This is a genomic window from Paenibacillus sp. FSL R5-0486, from assembly GCF_037975155.1.
Taxonomy (GTDB): Bacteria; Bacillota; Bacilli; order Paenibacillales; family Paenibacillaceae; genus Paenibacillus; species Paenibacillus amylolyticus.
Window position 1 is genome coordinate 5,762,782 of sequence record NZ_CP150237.1, and the last position, 15,443, is coordinate 5,778,224.

15 protein-coding genes are annotated in these 15,443 nt (G+C 48.6%); 2 read left to right on the top strand and 13 right to left on the bottom strand.

The annotated features are described in order from the left end of the window. Positions 1-17: 17 nt before the first annotated feature. From MKY01_RS25505 to MKY01_RS25530, 6 genes are all read right to left on the bottom strand, one after another. Positions 18-803 (bottom strand): STM4013/SEN3800 family hydrolase, encoded by a 786-nt coding sequence (locus tag MKY01_RS25505; RefSeq protein ID WP_074096266.1) that lies wholly within the window; start codon positions 801-803, stop codon positions 18-20. Next, positions 796-2,043 carry an STM4014 family protein gene (locus tag MKY01_RS25510; RefSeq protein WP_339284086.1) on the bottom strand — a complete coding sequence of 416 codons (1,248 nt, stop codon included), beginning with the start codon at positions 2,041-2,043 and terminating at the stop codon, positions 796-798. The genes MKY01_RS25505 and MKY01_RS25510 overlap by 8 nt, the downstream gene beginning before the upstream one ends. 21 nt (positions 2,044-2,064) lie before the next feature. Continuing rightward, complete coding sequence (locus MKY01_RS25515; protein WP_036605876.1) at positions 2,065-2,907, bottom strand: STM4015 family protein; 843 nt, start codon at positions 2,905-2,907, stop codon at positions 2,065-2,067. A gap of 349 nt (positions 2,908-3,256) precedes the next feature. Then, positions 3,257-3,880, bottom strand: coding sequence for an XTP/dITP diphosphatase (locus MKY01_RS25520; RefSeq protein ID WP_036605875.1), 624 nt, complete (start codon positions 3,878-3,880; stop codon positions 3,257-3,259). A 1-nt stretch (position 3,881) separates the two neighbouring features. Next, the gene (gene rph / locus MKY01_RS25525; protein WP_017692572.1) at positions 3,882-4,637 is read right to left on the bottom strand and encodes a ribonuclease PH; all 756 of its coding nucleotides are present in this window, start codon (positions 4,635-4,637) and stop codon (positions 3,882-3,884) included. 301 nt (positions 4,638-4,938) lie between these two features. Continuing rightward, on the bottom strand, positions 4,939-5,994 hold the full coding sequence (locus MKY01_RS25530; protein WP_047841205.1) for a GerMN domain-containing protein: 1,056 nt from the start codon (positions 5,992-5,994) through the stop codon (positions 4,939-4,941). 272 nt (positions 5,995-6,266) lie between these two features. On the opposite strand from MKY01_RS25530, the gene MKY01_RS25535 reads away from it, so the two are divergent. After that, entirely contained in the window at positions 6,267-6,833 is a 567-nt protein-coding gene (locus MKY01_RS25535) for a phosphatidylglycerophosphatase A (protein ID WP_017692570.1), read from the top strand. Between the two features lie 157 nt (positions 6,834-6,990). On the opposite strand, the gene MKY01_RS25540 is transcribed toward MKY01_RS25535, so the two are convergent. From MKY01_RS25540 to MKY01_RS25560, 5 genes are all read right to left on the bottom strand, one after another. After that, positions 6,991-7,644, bottom strand: coding sequence for a ferric reductase-like transmembrane domain-containing protein (locus tag MKY01_RS25540; protein WP_339284089.1), 654 nt, complete (start codon positions 7,642-7,644; stop codon positions 6,991-6,993). A 31-nt stretch (positions 7,645-7,675) separates the two neighbouring features. Further along, complete coding sequence (locus MKY01_RS25545; protein WP_339284091.1) at positions 7,676-8,719, bottom strand: FAD:protein FMN transferase; 1,044 nt, start codon at positions 8,717-8,719, stop codon at positions 7,676-7,678. After that, the gene (locus MKY01_RS25550; RefSeq protein WP_339284093.1) at positions 8,716-9,132 is read right to left on the bottom strand and encodes a hypothetical protein; all 417 of its coding nucleotides are present in this window, start codon (positions 9,130-9,132) and stop codon (positions 8,716-8,718) included. The genes MKY01_RS25545 and MKY01_RS25550 overlap by 4 nt, the downstream gene beginning before the upstream one ends. 197 nt (positions 9,133-9,329) lie before the next feature. Then, positions 9,330-10,313 carry an MBL fold metallo-hydrolase gene (locus tag MKY01_RS25555; protein WP_339284095.1) on the bottom strand — a complete coding sequence of 328 codons (984 nt, stop codon included), beginning with the start codon at positions 10,311-10,313 and terminating at the stop codon, positions 9,330-9,332. A gap of 27 nt (positions 10,314-10,340) precedes the next feature. Further along, entirely contained in the window at positions 10,341-11,084 is a 744-nt protein-coding gene (locus tag MKY01_RS25560; protein ID WP_339284096.1) for a methyltransferase domain-containing protein, read from the bottom strand. A gap of 232 nt (positions 11,085-11,316) precedes the next feature. Between MKY01_RS25560 and MKY01_RS25565 the strand changes: the two genes are divergently transcribed. Beyond that, positions 11,317-12,192: a DUF72 domain-containing protein gene (locus MKY01_RS25565; protein ID WP_339284098.1), complete on the top strand. Its 876-nt coding sequence runs from the start codon at positions 11,317-11,319 to the stop codon at positions 12,190-12,192. A gap of 190 nt (positions 12,193-12,382) precedes the next feature. Here the strand turns inward: MKY01_RS25565 and MKY01_RS25570 are convergent, their stop codons facing one another. Continuing rightward, positions 12,383-14,560, bottom strand: coding sequence for a glycoside hydrolase family 88 protein (locus MKY01_RS25570; RefSeq protein ID WP_339284100.1), 2,178 nt, complete (start codon positions 14,558-14,560; stop codon positions 12,383-12,385). Between the two features lie 57 nt (positions 14,561-14,617). After that, positions 14,618-15,439, bottom strand: coding sequence for a polysaccharide deacetylase family protein (locus tag MKY01_RS25575; RefSeq protein ID WP_339284101.1), 822 nt, complete (start codon positions 15,437-15,439; stop codon positions 14,618-14,620). Positions 15,440-15,443: the final 4 nt, after the last annotated feature.

Genomic DNA, 15,443 nt, shown 5'->3' on the forward strand with positions numbered 1-15,443 from the left:
CATAAAATCAATACATTCTATACTAAAAATTCACGGTAAGGCACCGTCCAGACGACATCATGTGCAAGCCGGTGTCCTTGATACCCGTCTTCACCGTAAGCTGTACCATGATCGGAAAAAGCCAGGCAATACGCAGGCCGGGCGCGTTTCCTCATCGCCTCGAACAATGGTCCAAGAGCCTCATCTACATATCGAAGTGCAGCTCTCTGAGTCTCCACCGAATCCTCCTTCGCTCCTTCCACGAAGTAACGATTGGGTCCATGAATGGCAGACACGTTCAAAAACATAAATATCTTTTCATCCGGCGCTGTCTGTTCAAGTAGCTTTAATGCATGCTGTACCTGATGCTCTGTCGATTTGGGGTTGGTTACCCCAAAGTTCATTCGCCAGTAGCTCTGTTGGAAATAGCCGGGCAATACTTTTGCAAGCGGGTTTTTTTTCGTAAAAAAGATGACGCCGCCAATACAGATGGTACGGTAACCTTCAGCTGCGAACCCGGATACGATATCCGGTGTATCAAACAGCCAGGTGTGCGGATGTGTTTTGAGCCCAGTATTTCGGGAATGAAATAGCCTTACATGAGATGCCTTATCTGTATTGGCAGGAGTCGGCATAAAACCACCAAAAAAAGCATGGTGCGCCGCATATGTAAAACTACCTGGGGTATGACGCTTCTCCCACGGACCCGAACCACACAGATTAGGACAATTCTCCTCTTCCAGCTTGGCTACGTCATAGCGTAACGTATCCAGCGTAATCATTAACAGATCATGGGAGCCCACAATGGTGTTCATATCAGGCATGTTGAATAGGCTCCTTTCGTAAAAGTTCCATTTCCCACTCATAGGTTCCGAGGCCATGATGCTCGACCCTGTATAACAGATCTCCAAATGGATTCACATCCAGCACATAGGCACGCGGATTCGAACCACTAGTAAGCATCACATCAATCCCGGCTGACCATGAGTTGGGAAATGCAGATATGGCTGCTTGCGCTGCCAACCGTACCAGCGACATCCGCTGTTCATCCAGGCCTGCTTCAGCAGGCAGCATACGCTCATTGCGCAGATGCAGATTGGTAATCGGGGTGCGGCTCAGCCGCATAATCGCGTGACCTGCCTGTCCACCTGCAACCAGTTGGCGGATATCATAGGCCCGCTGATCAAGCGTGGCTTTTGGCATCCACCGTTCAATCTGTGCACCTTCTGCACATAACCATTTCATCAGCGTAGCAATCTCTTCACTGCGGGTATACTTGCGTAGACGTCCTTCATTGAAGAAAATCGTCTTGCCCTGTCTCTGTTCCATCCCCATCGTTGTTACAGCAATTTCATCACCCGTTCGAGGATTGACTTGATAGGCAACAACTCCTGAAGCCCCGGAGCCGCACGCAAGCTTCACAAACACACGATGCATCTCGGCAGACTTCATTGAGCTACGCAGGTCCATATAATTACGGATTGGCCGCGAAAATTGCAGCGCCGGAGGTACATCAACTCCATGTGAAGTTAGATGTTGCTGACAAGTTCTCTTGTCAAACATCAATTGGATATCGGCGGGATCATTCATGAATCGGACTTCAGACCATATCTCCCGAGACTCATTGCCGATTCGATCCAAACATGCTTTCCAGCCACGAAACCACTGGGCGGGAGCGTAGATTCTTCCCCACTCCTGTTCCAGCGCAAGTGCCTGTTCTGCGGAAAATGCTTCTGTACCCATCCCAGCCGTTAATGTTGACGAATCATTCATAGCTCCAAGGAACAGTAGTTCACGCTCCACGTCCCAATCCTCACCAGGAGCATCAATCCGAATCAGGGGTACAGGCAGATTGAAATCTACTGTATCAGCGATGGTTCGTCCGTGTCTCCAATTCTGCAGCAATTGAGCATATGGCAGTACAACCGCAGGTTTCAAACCCAATCTATGCCTAGCCTCTTGCAGCCCTTGTGTTCGTCGGTTATCAGGGTTTCCGATCAATAAAAAGGGCTGATCTTGCGTTAGATCAGGTACATCTATTGGTTGATGCAAACTCTCATTCATTTCCTTTACACCTGACATCGACTATTCCGTTAACGATGGATAGCGCCAGTCATCCTCATCACTCTGTTGCTGGTCGCTAACGTCTACAGATATACCCGATCGGTTCCATCGACTGATCATTTCATTGGTCATGTAATGGTAACTTAGATCAAGATGTTTCAGTTTCTTGATCTTGTCACTGGCAAGCAACGCCTCAGCCCCTTCATCGGACAACGTTCCTTGCGATAGATCCAGTACTTCAAGTTGATCCAGAATAGGTGCTTCAGCTGCTACTTTGGCAATCTCATCCTGAATTTCACTGTCTTTCAGACCCAAGTAAACCAGCTTTGGAAACAATCCTTTTTCTAGCAAAGGAAGCACATCTTCAAGTGATCCATTGAAACCATAATTATCCACACCCAGGTACAGTTCCAGTTTACGCAATTCAGGCAACTTGGCATGGGTGATTGAAGATAACACTTCTTTCGGGAGACCACCACAAATAATAATCAATTCTTCAAGCTTGGCATGCTGGAGTGGTTCCAGACTGAGGCCGCTACTGCCCATTACAGAGAATGATTTTAATTCTGGAAAGGCACCTAACAGTGGTGTGAGATTTGTCTGGATAATCCACGATACTTCACATTCTTCGAATCCCATATCTCCAATAAACAGTTTCTTCAATGACGGAAAGCTTGGAGCAGACTCGACAAGCGTACCTATGAACTCGTCAGGCGAATTTTCATAAGCCTGTCCCCAATCTCCGATGACCAGACTTTCCAATGAGCTAGCCTCCGGTTTAGCTGCCAGTTCCTTAATTAACTTTTCCATACGAATGCCGTCCTCATAATCATCGTAAGATACAACAAGCTTCACTTCTTGCATGAGTAGATCCCTCCGTTTAAGGTTCATATGTGATTCGTTAGTTTGAATGTTAACCCATACCACACAAGGCTTGCAACTTCTTCCAACTCCAGTCCCAATGAGATTCCCAATCGTGCAATGTAAACCATTTCTCATGTAGGTACAAGAACGTACGTTCCGATGTATAGTCGCAGAAATAGCTATCTTCAATTAGGTATATGGATGGACCTTCACTAAACCCGATCAACACTTCAATTCATAGAAAAAGCGTTAATGGCGGATGAAGCATCCCATCGGAATGCTTCTGTCCTTCCATTAACGCTTTGATGTTCACATATCATGAAGTTAAATCAAGATGTTTCGTTTAGTCTCAGCCTTCAAGTCTGGATACAAGCGCTCTCAGCGCGTGACCACGGTGGCTAATCGCTTGCTTTTGCTCAAGCGTCAGCTCTGCCATCGTCAGCTCGTATTCAGGTACATAGAAGAGTGGGTCATATCCAAAACCACCAGCACCTGCAGCTTGAGCCGTAATCCAGCCTTCCGCAGTGCCTTCTGATTCATACTTATCACCTGTTGTCGGATCGTACAGGACCAGCGCACAAACGAAACGAGCCGGACTTAGTAGCGGCTGCTCGGTGTCCTCACCGGATTTCAACGATTCCAGCGTCTCCAGCAACTTCGCATTATTCTGTGCATCCGTTGCTCCTTCGCCTGCATATCTCGCTGAATATACTCCCGGCTCACCATCCAACAGGTCTACACATAAACCTGAATCATCTGCCAGAACCGGCAAACCAAGCGCATCACCAACCGCTTTGGCTTTCTTCCAGGCATTCTCCGCAAACGTTACGCCATCTTCTACGACATCCGGCAGCTCCGGATAGTCAAACATACTCTTAACCTCTTTGCCAAGTGGTGCGAAAGCATGAGCGAATTCACGGACTTTACCCGCATTGCGGGTTGCAACAATGAGGATTGGGCTGTCCAAACTCATCTTAGGCTTCCCCTAATCCACGCGCGCCGATCTTGAGCGCAATCGGTCCAAGCACTTCTTTTTGACGCTCAATCATCTCCAAAATCCCCTGCTCGCCCAGTTCCAACATGGCGTTCAGCTCACGGCGATCAAATGGTGCTTCCTCACCTGTTCCCTGAAGCTCGACGTATTTACCGCCACCTGTCATCACCAAGTTCATGTCTACCTTGGCTTTGGAATCTTCATCATAGTTCAGATCCAGTACAGGCTGTTCACCCACAACACCCACACTTACTGCGGCAATGAAATCCGTAATCGGGAATACTTGCAGTTTGTGCTGTTGGGAGATCTTGTTCACGGCAAGTGCCAGCGCTACAAATGCACCGGTAATGGACGTTGTGCGTGTGCCTCCGTCAGCTTGAATAACATCACAGTCCAAGGTAATGGTACGCTCACCAAGAGCCTGCAGATTAACTACCGAGCGCAGTGCCCGACCAATCAGACGCTGGATTTCCATGGTGCGTCCAGTTAATTTGCCACGATTGGCTTCACGTTGGTTCCGGGTATGTGTTGCACGTGGCAACATGGAATATTCAGCTGTTACCCAGCCTTTACCCTGCCCTTTCATAAAGGGAGGTACACGTTCCTCTACTGTAGCTGTACAGATCACCTTTGTATCTCCAACTTCAATCAGTACAGAGCCCTCGGCGTATTTATTCGTGTTCACTGTTAAATTCAGCGGGCGCAGCTGTTCGCTGGTTCGTCCGTTTGATCTCATATTTTCTGCCTCCTACGACTTAAGCATCCTGTAATGTTGAACTTATTCACACTTTTAGAGATTGTTCAAAAAGCTCGCTTTTGATTACGAAAAATGCCTTAAGGCATCATCAGCATCGAATATGGAATTCAGCCGAAATGTCCGTTGCTCACGTAGTTTGCCTACGCTCCGCTACTCCATTTCTAGCTTCATCCCATCTTCTCGGTACTGAAAACCGATCTTTTTGAACACGTATTTTTACGAATCCCTTATATTTTACCAAAGAGTTCGGTTAAAAGCATCCTTAAGCATTCTTCGTTCATTAAATCGGAATTTCGTTGATATATTCAGGCTTGGAAACCGGCGCACTGTAATCCCTGTTGTCGTCACCCATGACCGTTTTTTGGCCGTTCCACTCGATCTGTACTTTGGCATCCTTGCTGGCTGTGTTCTCCGCAGTGGTTAATACGACAGATTGTAACAGCTCGCTTGGCACGATATCCCCTTCGGCAAACATATCATCTTTCAAGGCAACCGTGACCGTGCCATCCTCTGCCGTTTTGACCGATTGCAGCTCCGTTCCGCCTGTCATGACCTCTTCCAGTTCTCCACCTTTGTCAGGTCCTTTGATGAGTTCATTCAATGCTGCCTGCACCCGATCTTCACCAGGTGTAACCAGACGTGTCACCGGAACATAATATTGGATGCCCGCTGGTGAAGCAGCGGAGAAATAGACCGTGACCGGGCTACTATTCGTCACAAACGTATCACCCAGATCCAGATTGATTCCCACAGCCCGATTCAGCGGTTCAGGCAGCGGCGTGCTGTTTACCGGCATTTGCGTTAACTTTTTGCCATCCACCCAGATCTGCACATTCTCCACATCAGGCGTTCCCGTCAATGTCCACGTGACAGCTTCTAGCATTTTCCGTTCTTCCTTTGCATCATACTTGGCAAAATTACCCGAGAACTCAACAACCGCCAGCTTGTCATCCGCGTGAATCGTTACATTCTGCACAACCGTTCCCTGCGGGAGAACGCCCTGGAATCCTTCAGGCAGCATACCCGCATAGGCCCCGCCTGTGACAAGTGTATCCAGAGCTGTCTTTGGACTGCTTGCGTCTGTTCCAGAAGGAAGTGTCAGGGATACCGGAGCGAGCAGCCCCTGCTGGTCTTGCAGATATACCGTCGTTAACGGGAGCATTGCGAGTGCTCCATTCCCTTCGGCCGCTTGAATCATAGCTGCTTCCTGGATGGGCGGTGGTGGATCAACAGCTTCGGAAGACTGTGCTCCAAACATGCCGCAGCCTGACAATACCATAGGAATACTCAGCAGCGCTGCTGCCGATACCGTACGCAAAGAATGGATCTTTCTCATGATCACGTTCCCCCTCATCATTTTTACAGTTTGTACTACCATGTATACGAGCCTTTGTCCAAAAAATAACTAAAAGATAATAAGAAAAATGTCTATCAACGCACTTTCACGGAAGGCAGACCGTTTTTAGCTGAAATTTTTCATGTGTTAATCGAATTGTTCAACTTCACTGAAACTTATAATTTTATTATCTTAAAGAAACGTAAACCAGGTTAATAACGTATTAGGAAGCAAGAGTAGGGACATTGCTAACTTCAGAGGAGGAATCGCCCATGGAACATCCTGAGCAAGAAAAAATCCCTTATAGCCTGAATAGCCGCAAGGTGGCGGAGGCAACAAGGGAATGGCTGCATAAGCGGGGCGTCACGATCCCTGAGATCGCAGAGCTGGTCATGTTATTGCAACAAAAATATTATCCAGGTCTTACGATGGAAGAATGTATCGAAAATGTGGAGATGGTTCTCCGTAAACGTGAGGTACAGAATGCTGTTCTGACCGGAATTCAGCTTGATATTCTGGCAGAACAGGGGCAGCTCATATCTCCTTTGCAGGAGATGATTGAGAACGATGAAGGATTGTATGGCGTGGATGAGATTTTGGCATTCTCCATCGTCAATGTATATGGCAGCATTGGATTTACGAATTATGGTTATGTGGACAAGCTGAAACCAGGGGTGCTTGAACGACTGAATGACAAGAGCCTGGGCCCTGTCCACACGTTCTTCGATGATATTGTCGGTGCGATTGCATCAGCAGCGAGCAGTCGGATCGCCCATCGCAAACAATCCGAGCTTGAAGAAGCACTGGGAGAAAAACCTGTTAGTGATGACGCTGTATAATCCGTAACTCGTTTCAAACCTGAAGCTATGTAGAACATTGGACTGTGTGTGGATGCTTCGTGAAAGAATTGTTTGAGGAAATAACTATTTATGGAAAAAGCGGCCAGATGGCCGCTTTTTTGCATGTGTAAGATACTTTTCGATCATCCACATGTTATTATTTCAGATGTTTAGGTCGTACCGTTCCCACCAAACCAAAACCTTCAACCCAATTCTGCTCGGAAGGTGAACCAGATGTTACCCGTTTCGGTCCAATCGTGATTTCCGGGCCTTTACGCTCTCGCAACATGCCACGTAGCACGGTGATACCGAGAATGCTGAGTCCGGTAAATACATATATCATCCGCATGATGATGTTGCCAGAATCCGTTCCGGTAACCATGCCGTGAACCAGCAGACCAATGAACACCGGATAGGACAACATGTGGAACATGAACCACCATTTACGGCCCAGCTTGTTCCGCAGATCACTGGATAACAGGACAATCACTAATCCGTAGAAGGCTAACGTTCCCAGACCACTGCCGATCGGATGTACGGAGGCGGTAAAAGGAATCAGAAGTTCTCCCCAGGTAAATGGGCTGTAATGATCAATATATAACGTTAATGCGTGCACGAGTCCAAGTCCGAAGGCGAGCCAGGTCGTTCGGGTATGCCATTTGAACATGGCTGCTTTTGGTTTGCCTTTGGCCAGAGGCATCCCTTGCGCAATACCCAGAAACACACCGGCAAAGAGCAGCACATAAGCAGCAATTCCACTAATTCGAATGATATTCCACGTTGGCAGGTAATCTACAATCCATTGTGCCATAACCGGCTCCCCCATATCTGTTAGACTTGTCCTAGATCAGACTGAAGCGATGATCCGGATCAAAACCGGGCCAATGCTCAGCAAGCGTATCCGTATTCCCTCTAAAATAAATACTCCCTTCCCGTGTCATCCACAGGACGTCATGCCGATCGTAATGTCGGTTTAACCAGCCCACGGCTTCGGCACTCCCCAGAATGCATACCGTCTTGGCAATGATCTCGCATTGCGAAGCATGCTGTCCCATAACGGTACACTGCAATACGTCCGTATCTGCAGGCTCCATCGTCCGGGGGTCAATGAGGTGGTGTGCAAGGCTTCCATCCGTATTCTGCCATTGTCTGCGGGAAATACCCGAAGTAGCAACAGCTCCTCGCTGTAAACGGATCGCTCCCGACACAGCACCCTGATTTTGCAAAGGATCTGCTACTTCTAAGGTCCACTGGGGATGGTCTGATGTGCCCCATACTTGGATATCTCCACCCGCGTTAATCAGACCCGCTGGAATATGCAATGTTCGCTGCAACCAGTCTGCGATACGCTCCACTGCCCAGCCCTTAACAATGCCTCCCAGGTCTAACTCAGCTCCGGGGTCCAGATGAACCATCCGGCTACCTTCCCGCTGAATCCAGCTCGGACGGCTGTGGTCATGTCGATCTTCCATCCAGCTTGATGATTCAGGTGTTCTCGTTCGCAATATGCGTTCAATTAATGGACGTTGCAATTGTCGTTGCTGCACCTTCTCGAAGCTTAGATCATATCCCGAAGCCTGAAGAGCCTGCGAGATACCCGGTTGAAAAATCCCTTCGGTCAGTCCAATATATCCATAGGCCAAACTCAAAACTTCATCCATCGCAGCGGAGATGGGCATCCATCCGGTTGAAGCATTCAAACGATTCAGTTCACTGTCTGCAACAAATCGGCTGAAGCGCTGCTCCTGCGTCTCAAACCAATTCTTCACCACGGTTGCTGCATGTTCAGCTTCTTCCCGCCCAGCTGACAGTTGCACTTCAACATCCGTGTTCATCGCACGGAATTGAAATCGGAGCGGACGAGCAACTTGCTCCGTGCGGCTCATGATGCACCTGTACGTGACTGATAGTTGCCACTGCTGTATCCGGAGTCTGTACCCTGGTTATTTTGCCCGATACGCTGAGAATCTGAATAATTCCCCTCGTTACTCGAGCTCTGATCTGGCCGAGCTGCTTGTGTGCTATCGGATGTTCCATTATATTGACTATCATTATTGTCATTGTCCTGCGTGTTCCAGTTGTTGCTGTCCGTTGTACTGTTGATCCATTCATCCATCACATCATCATGCGTATCCACTTGGCTTGAAGCAGTAACGCTTGTATCTGTGCCATTTGCTGCTACATAGGCCACATCAAAGGCATCCGAAGTTCTTACATATTGAAAAAGTGCAGCCACAGTCAACGTTGCTGCCGCTGAAGCTTGCCATTTTCTCCATTGATTCCGTTTTCTTCTGGTCATCGCTCTTCCCTGCTTTCTTTAGGGTGTGTCTTAAGACACGCCCTAGCGAAGTTCATAGATGTATCATAGGCGCGCTGGCTTAAAAATAGATGAATGAACCGTTAAGAGAGGCTAAAAAGGCCCAGAACAGGTGAATTTCCTGTCCCGAGCCTCTATATAAGATCGTATTATCATTTCATTTCGATATCATCATTCCGTTAAAATCGAAAATAGAACGCGCCATCCGGTTGCTGCTCTTGCTTCACTACTTCGCGTCGAAGTAACTCCTGTAAATGAGCCAACGTCTCACTCATGGCAAACCGCAGTTGATGGGTACCCAGCCGATTCCCAAACATGTGCACACAGATGTCATAAGCATTCGCCGGTGACTCCTGAATTCGCTCCGTCATCTTCTGAAGACGTTCCTCGTGATGAGCCAGCAATTGAACTGTCCGTTCGTTGAACTGGGCAAAAGGATTCCGATGCCCTGGATACGCCTGTTTGACATTTAGCTCCCCGAGACGTTGCAATCCTTCCATATAAGACAATAATGGCTGAGGGTCACTGCCGGGTTGCAGACTGATATTCGGTGAAATCTGTGGCAAAACTGCATCTCCGCACAGAATCTCCATGGACTCCGGCGCATAAAAGGATAAATGGCCTGGGGCATGTCCACCTGTCTCCACAGCAATCCAACGTTTCCCGCCCATATCGAGCCACTCGCCATCTTCAACAGGTGTGACATTCGGAAGTGGCGTGATCTGCGAAGCAAATGCATTCATATGTTCATGTATCTGCTCAGTCTTGTCTTCCGGCATACCATGACGACCATAATAATCAGGTAATATTGTATTGATGTGTGAATCAGGGCCCCACATATAATCGGCCTCTTGGCGGGAGCGTGTGGACATTCGAACGGGTGCCCCCGTCATCTGTTGCATCCAACCCGACAACCCAAGATGATCGGGGTGATGGTGGGTGAGTACAATTTGACGAATATCGCTAAAGGTCAGGCCGAGATCTGCCAGCGCTTCACTCCACTCCTGTTCTGTTTCCGAATTACGCGGTCCCGGATCTATAATAGTTATCTTCCCATCCGATTCTGATAAGACATAACTGTTCACCCATCGTAAGGGAAACGTCATGCTGATTTTGACCCGGTGTATGCCCTCTGTCATGGACATCTCTTCTGTGCGCTTCATGTTATCCCCCTTCCAAACTGTCTCTGTTCACTCCACAGTACGACGACCAACAAAAATCATGCGCGGAGAAGTCTGCTCGTCATATTTCTCTTCGTCATAGCCGCCATGTACCTGATCTACCCGGAGTCCGGCGGCACTTAACATCTGACTCAGTTGTTCCCGTGTGTACAACTTCACACGTTCCTGATATACCCGCGGTTCATGTCCGGATGTGGTATCCGTAATGCGAATTTCCTTTTGCACAAACCCTTCCTCAATCTTGCGATACTCCTCAATACGCTGTCCTTCATCCTCTCGAACGGAGTGTTGCACCAGATGACGAGTTACATAAGCCGTATTCATAAAATCAATAATATAGCTGCCACCTGGGCAAAGCATGCGATGAATGGCACGTAATACTTTCAATTGTTCTCCGTCCTCCAGGAAATAACCAAACGATGTGAACAGATTAACTACAGCGTCAAAGCCACCTTTCAGCGGCAGTTCACGCATGTCTGCGTGACACCAAGATACTCGGTGTTCAGTGTCCATTAGGCGCGCTTCACGTAGAAGCACATCGGACAGATCAACTCCGGTCACTCGCAATCCTGCATCAGCAAGTGCCATGGAGTGACGTCCCATACCGCAGCATAGATCCAATACTTCAGCATTGGGCTCAAGCTTCAACCAATTGATCATTTTATGTACTTCCTGATGGGCACCCTGCACATCCCGGTGCTTGTATACGAGCAGATAATCTTCTCCAAAACTCTTTTCATACCATTCCGTCATCCATTCTCGCCCTCCACTTGGTCACTGGCTCTCTATCTGTAGTACGCTATGTACAGGCCTGATCATTTCCACTAGCTTTAATGTATTGTAACGTCTTTATTCTGCAAACTCAAAAAATTCCAGTAATTTTCCAACATTGAAGAGCCAAAATGCACACGATATAATGTTAGACATATGCCTGCAAATCGGTTAATTATAAGAGGTTGTTCGAAAAGCAACAGGAGGTGTTCTGATGATTCGCATCGGACTTACCGGATGGGGGGATCAGGAAGATCTCTATCCAAACCGTACCAAAGCCAAAGACAAGCTCAGTCTATACGGACAGTACTTCTCCACCGTGGAGGTGGATAGTTCTTTCTACGCCGTTCAGCCGCGGGATCGAATGGCACGGTGGGCTACAGAGACGCCCGAATCCTTTGCTTTTATCATCAAAGCCTATCAGGGAATGACCGGACATCTGCGAGGCAAACCATACTTCACCAGCACGTCGGAGATGTATAAGGCTTTTCGGGAATCACTGGAACCCGTCATTGAAGCCGGCAAGATGCAGGCAGCCTTGTTTCAATATCCGCCCTGGTTTGAGTGCAATAAAGACAACGTGAAAGAGCTTCGTGAAGTGAAACTTCGAATGGAAGGTATTCCTTGTGCCCTGGAATTCCGTCATCGCAGCTGGTATGAAGGTGACATGCGCGAGCGGACGCTTTCGTTCCTGAAAGAGCAAGGCTGGATTCACAGCGTCTGTGACGAACCTCAGGCAGGTCTTGGTTCTGTCCCCATCGTGCCACAGGCGACGGATTCCGAGATGACGCTGGTGCGTATGCACGGACGCAATGTGTCCGGGTGGCATCAGAATGGTGCGCCTAATTGGCGCGAGACCCGTTACCTGTACCGTTACAACAAGGAAGAATTGTTGGAATGGAAAGGGTATCTGGAGCAATTGCAGGAGCAGAGCAAGGATGTCTATGTTATTTTCAACAACAACTCCGGTGGAGATGCAGCGGCGAATGCCCAGATGATGATGGACCTGCTGGATCAGCCGGTGAAGCCTTTCCCTGACCGTTCTGAACCGGAGAAGGAAGAAGGACCGGAGCAGCTAGAGCTATTTTAATACGTGCTATAAACGGAGTTATTCATATTATTGGGTGAAGGTAAGTGTATTTATCATTGCTATTATGCAGAGCGGATTCGAAATTGGAAACAAACTAAAAGCGGCAAGCTCGGGGGCTTTGCCGCTTTCCTTAGCTGGTAATCTACCTATAGAAGGCTATCCACAAATATCCGTTCAGTTGCGTCAAACATCAGCGCTGCGCGGCTGTAACCGAAGAATCGATATGCGCCTCACGGAGCTTCTGGTTCATTTTATACAATTCAATGCCTGCCAAGAGCACAATGCCGATCCCATGGGTATCGTTCAGATTCCAGCCCAGATCATCGCGATAATACAAGGCGGTAAACGAGTACCCGGAACCCCGGCATACCCCGTATATATTGCCTTTATAGTCAATCGACAAACGTGTCATGCCTTCCCATCCTTTGCGCACTGCCTCCAGATAGGACTCTGGCTGTTCCAGCCAGCCTTCCCGAATACCACGGGCATAAGCGTAGATGAACATCGACGTGCAGGAGGTTTCTTCATACGAATCCGGGCGGTTCAGCACCTGATGCCATAGTCCATTTTCCCCTTGCAGCGCCAAATAACCTTCACTTAAATCACGATAGAACTGTAATAGTTCCGACCGTTTCACATGATCATGTGGCAGGATGGATAACAATTCGGTTAATGAAAATAGCACCCAGCCGTTCCCTCGTCCCCATGGAATACCTGTCGCCCGACCAAGCACAAAATCATACACATGGGACATGATCTGTTGTTCGGGAAGGTAGAGGTATTTACGGAACATCAGGAACTGATTGACCGCATCATCCCAGTACGCCCTATCTCCTGTCAACTGACCATAACGCATCAGAAAAGGTGTACTCATGTACAAGTCATCACACCACATCGTTTCCTGACGCATCTCTCCACTGCCGCGAACCCGGTAAAAGGCACCATCCTCCAAACGTTCCTGCTCATCCGTAATGTAGCCCGAAATCCGATCCGCGGTATCTCTTCCCCCACGAATATCGCCCAACTCCATCGCAGCAAGCAGGGTAGATCCAAACGAACCGCAATCATCCAGACTGTCGATGGCAGACAGCTGATTATTAATCCCTGCCGCACCGTACCCTTCCCGATCCCACAGACCATAGCGATCAAATGAAGTACTCAGTTCAATGTGTTGCCGCACGTACTGAATGTAATCATCCCGCCCCAATTCCTGTCCCGTCTGGAGAAGTCCAAGCAGGGTAACGCCAAGCGGATAATTCCATTTTCCGTAATGTGTATTTTCCAGGTAAGGACGGACATGGGTGTCGGGAAGATCTACCCGCCAATACACACCTTGTGCGCCATCATCAAATACGGTATCTGTTCGCACGATGTCGACATGCGATGGTTCAGCACCGGGAGCAAACACACCCGTGTACAGCCAGGGGTTAGAACATCCCGCAACCGGATGAGGCGATTTCAGTCTCCAGCCTGTGGAACCCGAACGCTCGGCATCTTCCAACGTGAATCCCCATGAGCCGCCGACTGCCTGAATTTCACCTTTCGCGAGCAGATCGGATGAACCGTAACGGCGAGGAAGTTCAACGCGGAAATTACCGCTGCTTCCAGCAGAGTATACTTCCGTGTCATCCACATACAGAGTCAAAGCACCCGCATGACATCCTTGTAAAATAATTGGCGTTGATCCTGGCAAAGTTACATCCAGTCTGGACCAGGCGTAAGCAACAGCTAGTTGTTCCATACCAAAGATGCGGGCAAAAGAACCCATGCTCTGTTCCTCATCTGTCCAGCCCCTGCGCGGATACCAGGAAAGGCCCGTCTCTTCTTCCGTCATGCCGTCACGAGGAAGAGATAATACAGGTTCATCAACGGGTTCCGAATATAACCAGCCTTCCTGACCCTGACGATCTGCCCCAGGAGTGAGGAAGTGCAGCGGGAAATTTTTGAACGAGGCTGTTCCGTAGATACCGCCGAATCCCACTTCTGTTTTGACAAAACACAGCAATACATCATTCCAGCCATAGTTCACGGAAATCGGAATCTGGGTTCTTCGCTCGGGAAATAATTCCTGCAACAGCTCAGACTTGAATACCTCTTCACCGTTCACGTAAATCGTCACCGGACTATAACAGTTCAAGCCCGTATTTAACGTTGTATTCTGCTCGCTCCATAACTTGCCCCATACATACACGTACTGCCCTGCATGCGCCCCAACGCATTTCTCATTCAGATTCAGGTTGTAACGATAGTCCCCTAGCCTGCGAAAACCTCCCTGATGATAAGCTCTGAACAAAAAGGAATGTTTCGGATGATCGCCAATATAACGCTGAGCCACCGTAGTTAATATATCCGGAATTGAATCGTACACCTTGCCTGCAATCGCCTCGTTCTCATGAAAATAACGAATGATCGTCAGCTCCCTTCCTTATACCTTGATTCGTTCGCTTAGCCGCAATGTTTCTCCACCCTGCACTTCAACAACCTGCTGGTCAGCCGTGAACCAAACCGGGATGGCAGACGGATTATAGATGATGGTTCGATCAGCCGAACACTCGAGTCGTTGCACCGCTTTCCAATAAGCAATCACTTCGATGTTCGTGGCATACCAGATATCGTCCCTGCCGCCAATCTGCTCACCGAACTGTTCGATGATCTCCCAGTTGTCGTTGTCATTGAACTCATAACTGTGACCCCAGACGTAGAGTAATAGTGGCGTACCTGTTTTGGAATGTTGGATAAAACGTTTGGCATGCCCCGCCAGATCATGGTTATGATGACACGTCGGATGCCATTCAAGCGACCGATCTGGCAACGTGTATCTGCCATGTGATTCAACGGTACGGGCATAATCAATGCCAAGCCACTCCAGCTTTGTACTTAAAGCACGGTCGTACCCTCCGTTGGGATAAGCCATGCCTCGTACCGGATAACCGACGAGCTGCTCCAATGCTTTTCGGTCTTCGATAATCTCTTCGGTCAATAGTTCATTCGGAACATAAGGCAACGTAGGGTGAGTAACCGTGTGAACGGCTACTTCATGCCCCGTATAAAGTTCAGCGACTTCCCCAGCCTCAATGCGGCCTGGATTACCCAGGGTACCGGAGTTCAGATTAAAGGTTCCCCGTAGACCATACCGATTACAGATTTCCACCAGTCTGCGATCATGCACCACTCCATCGTCATAACTGAGCGTTAACGCTTTCATCACACCACCTGGATAGCGGTCAAACTGAATACGATGTCCCATTCCT

Bases quoted from the DNA above. Each gene is read 5' to 3' on its own strand.
- MKY01_RS25520 (WP_036605875.1), bottom strand. From the start codon at position 3,880: ATGAGTTTGGACAGCCCAATCCTCATTGTTGCAACCCGCAATGCGGGT.
- MKY01_RS25550 (WP_339284093.1), bottom strand. From the start codon at position 9,132: ATGACCAGAAGAAAACGGAATCAATGGAGAAAATGGCAAGCTTCAGCG.
- MKY01_RS25555 (WP_339284095.1), bottom strand. From the start codon at position 10,313: ATGAAGCGCACAGAAGAGATGTCCATGACAGAGGGCATACACCGGGTC.
- MKY01_RS25540 (WP_339284089.1), bottom strand. From the start codon at position 7,644: ATGGCACAATGGATTGTAGATTACCTGCCAACGTGGAATATCATTCGA.
- MKY01_RS25560 (WP_339284096.1), bottom strand. From the start codon at position 11,084: ATGACGGAATGGTATGAAAAGAGTTTTGGAGAAGATTATCTGCTCGTA.
- MKY01_RS25545 (WP_339284091.1), bottom strand. From the start codon at position 8,719: ATGAGCCGCACGGAGCAAGTTGCTCGTCCGCTCCGATTTCAATTCCGT.
- MKY01_RS25505 (WP_074096266.1), bottom strand. From the start codon at position 803: ATGCCTGATATGAACACCATTGTGGGCTCCCATGATCTGTTAATGATT.
- MKY01_RS25565 (WP_339284098.1), top strand. From the start codon at position 11,317: ATGATTCGCATCGGACTTACCGGATGGGGGGATCAGGAAGATCTCTAT.
- MKY01_RS25510 (WP_339284086.1), bottom strand. From the start codon at position 2,043: ATGAATGAGAGTTTGCATCAACCAATAGATGTACCTGATCTAACGCAA.
- MKY01_RS25530 (WP_047841205.1), bottom strand. From the start codon at position 5,994: ATGAGAAAGATCCATTCTTTGCGTACGGTATCGGCAGCAGCGCTGCTG.
- rph (WP_017692572.1), bottom strand. From the start codon at position 4,637: ATGAGATCAAACGGACGAACCAGCGAACAGCTGCGCCCGCTGAATTTA.
- MKY01_RS25515 (WP_036605876.1), bottom strand. From the start codon at position 2,907: ATGCAAGAAGTGAAGCTTGTTGTATCTTACGATGATTATGAGGACGGC.
- MKY01_RS25575 (WP_339284101.1), bottom strand. From the start codon at position 15,439: ATGGGACATCGTATTCAGTTTGACCGCTATCCAGGTGGTGTGATGAAA.
- MKY01_RS25535 (WP_017692570.1), top strand. From the start codon at position 6,267: ATGGAACATCCTGAGCAAGAAAAAATCCCTTATAGCCTGAATAGCCGC.